We start from the raw sequence: 9,853 nt of genomic DNA on the forward strand, positions 1-9,853 counted from the left end.
CGCGGCATTTCCGCGCCAACCGGGATCAGAACAGCCGCAGACCGCCCAGGAAGGTGCCGCTGCGCGGGCGCTGGATGATGGGGGTCTCGCCTTCGGTCGGCGCGCGGCCCAGGGCCGCGTTTTCCCGCAGGCGCTGCTGTTCGCGCGTGGTGTCCACGGCGGTGCCGGCGGTCTCGGGGCCGCGCCAGAACATCAGGCGCTCGGTCAGGGTCCGGTCCTCGGCGTTCAGGCGCAGCGATTCGCTGTCGATCTGGCTGCGGATGTTGCCGGAGACCGGGGCGGTGCCGCTGGCCGACAGCAGAGCGCGCTCGCCGGTGGTGGCCCTGGCGGGGGTCTGGCTGCCCAGGATGGCGCCGGGGGCCAGCACGGCCTCGGCCTGGGTGCTGATCGGCACTTCCTGCGGGCGGCCGGAGCCGGGCGTGGGCCGTGGCAGGTTGCCCAGCGAGGGCGGCAGCGCCAATGGCGCCCGCGTGGTCACCTGGAATTCATCGGGCGCGTCGCGCGTGAAACCAAAGGTGCGCGCCGTGTCCCCGCCGCAGGCGGAGAGCAGGAGGAGGGCCGGGATCGCGAGATGGCGGATGCTCATGCCGACTGCCTAGCCCCGCCTTGCGGCCGAAACAAGGCGTCTGCGACCAGGACGAGCACGCCGCAGACGATTCCCGCATCCGCGACGTTGAAGACGTACCAGTGCCAGCCCCAGGCATAGGTATCGATGAAGTCCACCACGGCGCCGAAACGCAGCCGGTCGATCACATTGCCGATGGCGCCGCCGATGATGGCGCCGAGCGCCAGCGTCATCGCCATCGTCTCCGCCCGCCACAGCCAGCGCAGCAGCAGCGCTGCGATCACGACCGAAAGCCCGGCGAGCGCGATGTGGTTCCACCCGCCCTCGCCCGAGAGCATGCCGAAGGTGACGCCGCGGTTCCAGACCATGGTCAGGTCCAGCCCGAAGGGGCCGAGGGCCAGCAGGGGCACACTGCGCAGCTCCGGCAGGTTCAGGCCGAACAGGATCCAGTGCTTGCTGGCCTGGTCGGCGGCCAGCAGCAGGGCGGCGAAGAGCAGGCCGGGGAGGAGGCGCTTCATGCGGCTTCCACCACCGCCTCGCAGCGCAGGCACAGGGTGGGGTGGGCGTGGCTGGCGCCGACCTCGGTCAGCACGCGCCAGCAGCGTTCGCATTTGGCGCCGGGGGCCTTGGCGAATTCCACCGCCAATTCCCCGCCCGTGCGCAGCTCCACCCCGGAGGTGATGGCCAATTCGGCCCAGGCATCGGCGCAGAGCAGGCCGGCCTGTGCCTCCGGCAGGGTCAGCACGGGGGCGGCGGCCAGGGAGGAACCGATCTCGCCGCTCGCGCGGGCCTGTTCCAGCACGCCCGTCACGGTGCGGCGGATGGAGCGGATCTCCTCCCACTTCGCCGCCAGTGCCTCATCCCGCCATTCCGCCGGGATGGTCGGCCATAGCTGCAGATGCACCGAGCTGTCCTCCCCCGGGAAGCGCGCCAGCCAGGCTTCCTCGGCCGTGAAGCACAGCACCGGGGCCAGCCAGGTGGTCAGGCAGCGGTGCAGGTTGTCCAGCACGGTGCGCGCGGCCCGGCGGCGCAGCGAGGACGGCGCGTCGCAGTACAGCGCATCCTTGCGGATGTCGAAGTAGAAGGCCGACAGCTCCGAATTGCAGAAGCCGTGCAGGTCGGGCACCACGCCGGCCCAGTCATGGGTCTTCTGGGCGGTGCGCATGCGGGCGTCCAGCTCCGACAGGCGGTGCAGGACCCAGCGCTCCAGCTCCGGCAGTTCCGCGTAAGGCAGGGCCTCATTCTCGGAGAAGCCGTCCAGCGCGCCCAGCACCCAGCGCAGCGTGTTGCGGATGCGGCGGTAGATATCGGCCTGCTGGGCCAGGATATTCTTGCCGATGCGCAGGTCGGCCGTGGTGTCCGAATTCATCACCCACAGGCGCAGGATGTCGGCGCCGAAATCGCGCGTGACTTCCTGGGGCGCGGTCACGTTGCCCTTGGACTTGGACATCTTCTCGCCCTTCTCATCCAGGACGAAGCCGTGGGTGAGGATGGCCTTGAAGGGCGCCACGCCCCGGGTGCCGATGGATTCCAGCAGCGAGGAATGGAACCAGCCGCGATGCTGGTCGCTGCCTTCCAGATACAGATCGGCAGGGAAGGGCAGGCCGCGGGGCCCGAGGACGAAAGCATGGGTGCTCCCGCTCTCGAACCACACGTCCACGATGTCCATCACCTGCTCGTACTCGTCCGGGTTGCGATCATTACCCAGGAAGCGGGCGGCGGCGCCGGGCTTGTACCAGGCATCGGCGCCTTCCTCGGTGAAGGCCGCGGTGATGCGGTCCATCACGGTCTGGTCGCGCAGCACCTCGCCCGATTTCTTCTCGACGAAGACGGCGATCGGCACGCCCCAGGCGCGCTGGCGGCTGATGCACCAGTCGGGGCGGGCGGCGACCATGCCGCCGATGCGGTTGCGGCCGATATCAGGCACGAAATGGGTGGCCGCGATCGCGTCCAGCGCCTTCTGGCGGATCTGGTTGCCGTCATCCATCGCGATGAACCATTGCGGGGTCGCGCGATAGATCACCGGCTTCTTGGAGCGCCAGCTATGCGGGTAGCTGTGGGTGATGAAGCCCTTGCCCGCCAGCGTGCCGAGCGCCGTCAGCGCCGCCCACACCGCCTCATGCGCCTTGAAGACATGGATGCCCTCGAAGCCCGGGGCCTGGATGGTGTAGGTGCCGTCATCGGCCACGCATTCCGGCACCGCGATGCCATGAGCGCGGGCCAGGTGGAAATCCTCCTCGCCATGGGCGGGGGCGATGTGGACGATGCCGGTACCGGCGTCGTCGGTCACGTAATCGCCGTCCAGCAGCGGGGCCTCATACTCGTAATTCCCCGCATGGCCGCGCAGGGGAGAGGCGCAGACAGCCCCCGCCAGCTCCGTGCCCGGGAACACCCGCAGCACGGTATGCGCGCCCAGTCCGCAGGCCTTCACCACATCGGGCAGCAGCTTCAGCGCCACGATCAGCTTCTTGCCGGGGGCGAGCAGCGCGCCTTCCTCCATGCCCTCGACATGGACCAGCGCGTATTCGATGTCGCCCTTATAGGCCAGCGCCCGGTTGGCCGGGATGGTCCAGGGGGTGGTGGTCCAGATCACCACATTCGCGCCCGCCAGGTCGGGGGCGGCCGGCGCCCGCAGCACCGGGAACAGCGCGTACAGGATGGCCGATTTATGGTCGTGGTATTCGATCTCGGCCTCGGCGAGGGCGGTCTTTTCCACCGGGCTCCACATCACCGGCCGCAGGCCGCGATACAGCGACCCGTTCATCAGGAACTTGCCGATCTCGCCCGCGATCAGCGCCTCGGAGCGGTAGTCCATCGTGGCGTAGCGGCCGGCCCAATCGCCTTCCACGCCCAGGCGCTTGAACTCCGCGCGCTGGAAATCGAGCCATTTCGCGGCATAGGCCCGGCATTCGGCGCGGAATTCCAGCACCGGCACCTGGTCCTTGTCCTGCTTGCGGGCGCGGTATTCCTCCTCGACCTTCCATTCGATCGGCAGGCCGTGGCAGTCCCAGCCGGGGATGTAGTCGGCGTCGAAACCGGCCATCTGCGCCGCGCGGTTGATCACATCCTTCAGGATCTTGTTCAGCGCGTGCCCGATATGCAGCGGCCCGTTCGCATAGGGCGGGCCGTCATGCAGCACGAACTTCTCCCGCCCGGCCGAGAGCGCGCGCAGGCGCTCATACATGCTCATGGCGGCCCAGCGTTCCAGCATGGCGGGCTCGCGCTTGGGCAGGTCCCCGCGCATCGGGAAGCTGGTGGCGGGCAGGAAGACCGTGCTGCGATAGTCACGGGCTGGCGTCGAGGTGTCGGTCATGTGGGAACCTGTGGCCCCTGGCGTGGGGCGGAATGGGATGGCGCGCGCGGATCGATCCCGGCCCTCAGGGGAGGACCGGGCCCAGAATTCGCAGGAGAATTCGCATGGGGCGGCGCGCGGACATGAAGGGGATATGCGGACTGGGGGGCAGGCAGGTCAAGACTCGCCAGCCCCCGAAAGCGCCAGCAGCTTGCGCATCACGGTGGCGAGCCCCGCCTCCGCCCCCAGCGGGGAGAGCCCCGGCGGCAGCTCCGCCACCCGCCCGACCAGCAGGCCCAGCGACAATTCCCGGTGCGTCAGGCCATGGCTGGCCACCCCCTCGGCTTCCCGCCAGTTCACGCCGGGGGCGGGGGCGTGGGGCAGGGCGTCGGCCACGCTCCAGGGCGCCTCGCGCCAGGGCGTGCCGGGCAGTTCCCACATGCCGCCGAACAGGCCCTCGGCCGGGCGCAGCCGCACGCCGATGGCGCCACGGGCGTCCCGCAGCAGGAAATGGATGCCATGCAGCACCAGCCGCGCGCGTTTCGGGGCCTTCACCGGCAATTCGGCCTGGATGCCCTGTTTCCGGGCCCGGCATTCCGCCATCCAGGGGCACAGGGCGCAGGCCGGGTTGCGGGGCGTGCAGATCGTGGCCCCCAGGTCGAACAGCGCCTGGGCGAAATCGCCGGGGGCGGCGCGGGCGGCGGCATCGGCCATGAAGCCGCCGGCCAGCCGCGCCAGCAGGGGGCGGGCGGCGGGCAGGGGGGTGTCGATCGCGGCGAGGCGGGCCATCACCCGCTCCACATTGCCATCCACCGGCAGCACCGGCTGGCCGAAGGCGATGGCCGCCACCGCGGCCGAGGTATAGGCGCCGATCCCCGGCAGCTCCCGCAGCCCCTCCGCGTCGCGCGGAAAGCCGCCGCGCGCCGCCACCGCCTGGGCCGCCGCATGCAGGTTGCGGGCGCGGGCGTAGTAGCCGAGGCCCGCCCATTCCTCCGCGACCTCGGGCCAAGGGGCGCGCGCCAGCGCCCCGACATCGGGGAAGCGCGCCAGGAACCGGGCATAGCGCGGACCTACCGACGCCACGGTCGTCTGTTGCAGCATGACCTCGGACAGCCAGATGCGGTATGGATCGGTTTCCCCGCGCCATGGCAATTCCCGCTTCTGGCGCGCATACCACGCCAGCAACGCGGCGGCCGGAGGCAGGGTGAAGGCGAAGGGTTCAGACAAGGCGGCACCGGCGGGCAAGGCAGCGGCCCCCTTACCGCCCTTTGAGCGCCATTTCCATGGCCCGGTGCCGCTCGGCGCGCTGATGGCGCCGCTGACCCGCCCGGTGCTGCGCAAGCTGCACCCCGGCAGCGCCCAGCTGATGGCGGAGTGGGAGGCGCTGGTGGGCCCCTCGCTCGCCACCCGCGCCCGCCCGCGCCGGCTGGAACGCGGGGTGCTGACCGTCGCGTGCTCCGGCCCCGTGGCGATGGAACTGACCATGCTGGCGCCCCAGGTGATCGAGCGCATCAATGCAGGGCTCGGCCGGGCCGCCGTGAAATCCCTGCGTTTCGTCCAGGCGATGATGCCCCCGCCGCCCTCGCCCAGGCCCGCCGCCCCCGAACAGCCCCTGCCGCCCGCCATGACCGCCCGGCTGGAGACAATGCCCGAGGGCCCCCTGCGGGATGCCCTGGCGCGTCTCGCGGCGGGGGTCTATCGAAAGGACGATTGAACCCTATCTAAGCATCGGCCCGGCCCGCGCCGGGCGGCATGACGGAGACCCTGATGGCTGTGACCACCCGCCGCTCCCTTCTCGCCGCGCCGGCGCTGCTGGCCGCGACCCCCGCCCTGGCGCAGGACGCCCGGCTGGGTGAGCGTTCCGCCGGCCCCGCCAACGCGCCCATGGTGGTGACGGAATTCTTCTCCCTCACCTGCTCCCACTGCGCCAATTTCCACATCAATGTCTGGCCGCAGGTGAAGCGGGAGCTGGTGGAGACCGGCGGCATCCGCATGGTGTGGTCGGACTTCCCACTGGATGAGATCGCGCTGCGCGCCGCCATGGTCGCGCGCTCCCTGCCGGCGGACCGGTATGAGCCCTTCGTCTCCACCCTGTTCGCCACCCAGAACCGCTGGGCCTTCGGCGGCGACCCCATGCAGGGCCTGGCCCAGACAGCCGCCCTGGCCGGCATGCCGCGTGCGCAGTTCGACACGGTGATCGCCGACCAGGCTTTGCAGCGCGGCATCCTGGAAGCCCGGCTGAACGCCCAGAACCGCTATTCCGTGCGCGCCACGCCGAGCTTCCTGTTCGGCTCCCGCATGGTCGCGGGCGGCATGACGTTCGAGGACTTCAAGGCCAACGTGCAGCGCGGCTGAGCATGGTCCCACGCTTCTCCGCCCTGCTGCTGGCCTTTCTGGCCGTACCCGCGGCGGCGGCGGAGCTGCGTGAACCACGCTCCTTGCTCACCACCGCCCAGCCCGCCGGCGCCTGCGGGCCGGGGGCGGCGATCGGTCTGGTGCTGCGGGAGAGCCTGCGGCCGGATGTCGGGCCCTATGCCGTCTCGTTGCCCGGCTATGGCCAGGGCGAGGATGCGGCGGCCGACCGCTACGCGCCCTATATGATGCGCATCGCGGGCGGGCAGGAGTTGCGTGTGGCCCTGCGCAACGGGCTGCTGGACGAACCCGCGAACCTGCACACCCATGGGCTGATCACCGCGCCCCGGGCGGAACCGCCCTGCAATCTGGGCGATTATTCCCTGTTCGCGGCCGAGGCCCAGGGCCGCATCGACTACCGCATCGGCCTGCCCGCCCGCCTGCCCGGCGCCGCGATGGGCCGGGCGGCGCCGCGCATCCCCTATCCCCAGGGCCTGGCCTGGTTCCACGCCCATGTGCACGGCCTGTCGCGGGACCAGGTGGCGGCCGGCATGGCCGGGCTGATCGGCGTGGGCAACCCGCTGGCCGCCTTGCCGCGCGCCCTGCGGGATGACACGGATGTCCGCCACCTGGCGCTGCGCGATATCCAGCTGACCGTGCCCGATTGTCCGGAGGGCGGGCGCACCCAATCCGGCTTGGCCTGCGAGGCCGGGAAGCCCCTGCTGCCCGGCGTGGTGCCCGATGGCGCGGCTATCCCGGCCCGCTTCGGCGTGGCCGGCGCCGAGGACCCGCGCTGGGACCCCGGCCTGTGCGGGGATTTCGACGCGCCGGAGGAAGCGGTGCTCGGCCCCGGCTTCTGCGCCCGCCGGCAGGAGGCGACCGGCCGCCACGCCGTCTGGCTGTTCACGGTGAACGGGCAATGGATGCCCGACATCACCCTGGCGCCGGGGCGGCGGATGCTGCTGCGCATCGTGAACCTCTCGGCTTCCGTCAGTTATAACCTGGAGATCGGGCCGGAGGGCGGCGCGCCCCTGCCGCTGGCGCTGGCCGCGCTGGACGGCGCGCTGGCGGGCACGGGCTCCGCCCAGCCGGGCCCCGCCCGGCGCGTGCTGCTGATGCCGGGTGCGCGGGCGGAAATCCTGCTCGGTGCCCCCGGCCAGCCTTTGCCGCCCGGGTGGCTGGAATTGCGCACCACGGGGTTCGTCGCGGCCTCGGATGGGGCGGAGGCCGATGTCTGGCCCGCCATGGCGCTGGCCCGGCTGCGCGTGCCGCGCGGCGCACCCCCGCCCGCCCCGCCGCTGCCCGCCTGGCCCGCCGCCCGGCATGAGGCCCCGGCCATCGCCCCCGACCTGCGCCCGGCCGCCGTGCCCGAGGGCTGTTCCCTGCTGCCCCCGGGCTCGGAATGGCGCCGCCGCATCACCTTCGACATCCGCCGGGGAGAGGAGGGCGAGTCCTTCCTGATGGGGCAGGAGGTGGTGGACCGCGCGGGCAACCCCTATCCCTGGAACCCGGCCGAACCCGCCATCGGCCGCGCCTGGGCGCCCGAACCATGGGAGGCCCATTCCCCCCGCGACGCCGCCGGCGAAACCCACACCCCCGCCCATCGCATCTGCCCCGTGCGCGGCCGAGGAGAGGTGTGGGAGGTGGCGAATGTCTCCAGCGAATTCCACAACCTGCACATCCACCAGGGCAATTTCCGCCCGGCCCGCGCGGCCGACCCCGGCGCGCCCCCGGACCTGACCGACGCCCTGCAAGAACCGGACGGCCAATTCGCCCGGCAGCTCGGCCGGTTGCTCGGCATCGAGGGCAGCTGGCACGACAGCCTGCCGGTCGCGGCCCGTGCGGCCGGGGGCGAGGCGGCACGCACCTTCCTCTACCTGCCCTTCGCGGCGGCGGAGCAGGAGGGGGTCTATCCCGTCCACTGCCATATCCTGGAACATGAGGACAAAGGCATGATGGCCGTGGTGCAGGTGCTGCCGCCCGCACCCCAGCCCGGCGCCCGGCTGACGGACGCGCAGCTGCTGGCCCTGCTGGCCGCCCCCGACGGCGCGCTGCCCGCCATGTGCCCTCCGGTGGCGCGATGATGGACAGCCGCCGCCCCGGCTGATACGGCCAGAACCATGCGCATCCCTTCATCCCCCGGGGCTGCCTCTGCCCCGCGCGGGGCATGAGCGACACGCCCCCCGACACCGAGATCCCGCCGCCCGAGGAGCCCCGCCGCCTCTCGGCCAAGCTGGCGCGCCTGCGCATCGCGGGGTTCAAGAGCTTCGCGGAATCCACCCTGGTGGAGATCATGCCGGGGCTGACCGGCATCGTCGGGCCCAATGGCTGCGGCAAGTCCAATGTCGTGGAATCGCTGCGCTGGGCGATGGGGGAAAGCTCCGCGCGCTCCCTGCGCGGGGGCGAGATGGATGACGTCATCTTCGCCGGCACCTCCACCCGCCCCGCCCGCAACCTGGCCGAGGTGACGATCTTCCTGGAGGAAGCGCCCGGCGTGGCCCCCGCCCCGCTGGAGCGCGAGACGGAGCTGGAGATCGTCCGCCGCCTGACGCGCGGCGAGGGCAGCAGCTATCGCATCAACGGGCGCGAGGTGCGCCAGCGCGACGTGCAGACCATGTTCGCGGACCTGGCCTCCGGCCCACGCGCCAACGGCATGGTCAGCCAGGGGCGGGTGTCGCAGCTGATCGCGGCCAAGCCCGAGGAACGCCGCACGGTGCTGGAGGAAGCGGCCGGCATCTCCGGCCTGCGCGCCCGCAAGCATGAGGCGGAGCTGAAGCTGCGCCAGGCGGAAAACAACCTGGCCCGCGCCGAGGATCTGGTGGCGCAGCTCGACGCCCAGCAGGAAAGCCTCGGCCGGCAGGCGAAGCAGGCGGCGCGCTACCGCAACATCTCGGGCCTGATCCGCGATGCGGAGGCGGCGCTGCTGGCCCTGCAGGTCGCCCGCGCCGCCCTGGCCATGGACGCGGCGGAAAAGGCGGCGCAGGAGGCCCGCGCCAGCACCCGCGCCGCCGAGGCCGAGGCCGAACGCGCCACCATCGCCCATTACGAGGCCGAGCGGGCCATCCCCACCCCCCGCATGGCCGAGGCCGAGGCGCGCACGGCGCTGGAACGCCGCCGCATCGAGGCCGAGGGGGTGGAAGCCGCGCTGGCCCGCGCCGTGGCGGCGCTGGAAGGGGCGAGCAACACCGCCGCCCAGCTCAGCGCCGATCTGGCCCATGCCCAGGCGGTGGAGGAGGACGCGAAGGCCAACGAGACCCGCCTGACGCGGGAGGATGCAGGGCTGGCGAGCGCCGAATCCGCGCTGCCCGCCCGGCTGGCCGAGACCGAAACCCTGCTGGCCAGCACCGAGGCCGAGGCCCGCGCGCGGGAGGCCGCCGCCGAAACCGCCACCCAGCACGCCGCCGAGGCCGCGGCCCAGGCCAATCAGGTCGCCTCCGAACTCGCCTTCGCCGAGCAGCGCCACGGCCGGCTGGCCGAACAGGCCCAGCGCCTGGTCACCGAGCACGCCGCCGCCGAGGCCGCCGCCGTGCCGCCCGAGGCGCTGGAGCAGGCCGCCGCCGCCGTCATCGCCGCCGAAACCCGGCTGAGCGAGGCCCGCGCCGCGCTCGAAACCGCCGAGGCCGCCCGCATCGCCACCGCCGCCG

Annotated in this window: 8 protein-coding genes; 4 read left to right on the forward strand and 4 right to left on the reverse strand. The window is 72.3% G+C overall.

The genetic code is table 11. The annotated features are described in order from the left end of the window. Positions 1 to 25 precede the first annotated feature (25 nt). The 4 genes from GT007_RS18740 to GT007_RS18755 form a co-directional block, all read right to left on the reverse strand. Complete coding sequence (locus GT007_RS18740) at positions 26 to 586, reverse strand: DUF3035 domain-containing protein (RefSeq protein WP_160123193.1); 561 nt, start codon at positions 584 to 586, stop codon at positions 26 to 28. Continuing rightward, a complete protein-coding gene (gene lspA / locus GT007_RS18745) occupies positions 583 to 1,083 on the reverse strand; it encodes a signal peptidase II (RefSeq protein ID WP_160123194.1) in 501 nt (166 codons plus the stop codon). The genes GT007_RS18740 and lspA overlap by 4 nt, the downstream gene beginning before the upstream one ends. Further along, complete coding sequence (gene ileS / locus GT007_RS18750; RefSeq protein ID WP_160123195.1) at positions 1,080 to 3,878, reverse strand: isoleucine--tRNA ligase; 2,799 nt, start codon at positions 3,876 to 3,878, stop codon at positions 1,080 to 1,082. Before ileS ends, lspA begins: the two co-directional genes overlap by 4 nt. A 156-nt stretch (positions 3,879 to 4,034) precedes the next feature. Then, positions 4,035 to 5,084 (reverse strand): A/G-specific adenine glycosylase, encoded by a 1,050-nt coding sequence (locus GT007_RS18755; RefSeq protein ID WP_236571751.1) that lies wholly within the window; start codon positions 5,082 to 5,084, stop codon positions 4,035 to 4,037. Positions 5,085 to 5,148: 64 nt separating this feature from the next. Here GT007_RS18755 and GT007_RS18760 point away from each other — a divergent pair, with 64 nt between their 5' ends. The 4 genes from GT007_RS18760 to GT007_RS18775 all read left to right on the forward strand — a co-directional run. Continuing rightward, complete coding sequence (locus GT007_RS18760) at positions 5,149 to 5,571, forward strand: DUF721 domain-containing protein (protein WP_236571752.1); 423 nt, start codon at positions 5,149 to 5,151, stop codon at positions 5,569 to 5,571. 53 nt (positions 5,572 to 5,624) lie between these two features. Next, positions 5,625 to 6,212 carry a thioredoxin domain-containing protein gene (locus tag GT007_RS18765; protein ID WP_160123196.1) on the forward strand — a complete coding sequence of 196 codons (588 nt, stop codon included), beginning with the start codon at positions 5,625 to 5,627 and terminating at the stop codon, positions 6,210 to 6,212. A 2-nt stretch (positions 6,213 to 6,214) separates the two neighbouring features. After that, positions 6,215 to 8,293: a multicopper oxidase domain-containing protein gene (locus GT007_RS18770; protein WP_160123197.1), complete on the forward strand. Its 2,079-nt coding sequence runs from the start codon at positions 6,215 to 6,217 to the stop codon at positions 8,291 to 8,293. Positions 8,294 to 8,376: 83 nt separating this feature from the next. Beyond that, positions 8,377 to 9,853, forward strand: a 1,477-nt coding sequence (locus GT007_RS18775; protein WP_160123198.1) for an AAA family ATPase, incomplete at its 3' end; no start/stop codon positions are given.

This window comes from Rhodovarius lipocyclicus, assembly GCF_009900765.1.
In the GTDB taxonomy this organism is placed as follows: Bacteria; Pseudomonadota; Alphaproteobacteria; order Acetobacterales; family Acetobacteraceae; genus Rhodovarius; species Rhodovarius lipocyclicus.

Coding starts and splice junctions, on each gene's coding strand:
- GT007_RS18770 (WP_160123197.1), top strand. CDS start 6,215: ATGGTCCCACGCTTCTCCGCCCTGCTGCTGGCCTTTCTGGCCGTACCC.
- GT007_RS18740 (WP_160123193.1), bottom strand. CDS start 586: ATGAGCATCCGCCATCTCGCGATCCCGGCCCTCCTCCTGCTCTCCGCC.
- ileS (WP_160123195.1), bottom strand. CDS start 3,878: ATGACCGACACCTCGACGCCAGCCCGTGACTATCGCAGCACGGTCTTC.
- lspA (WP_160123194.1), bottom strand. CDS start 1,083: ATGAAGCGCCTCCTCCCCGGCCTGCTCTTCGCCGCCCTGCTGCTGGCC.
- GT007_RS18765 (WP_160123196.1), top strand. CDS start 5,625: ATGGCTGTGACCACCCGCCGCTCCCTTCTCGCCGCGCCGGCGCTGCTG.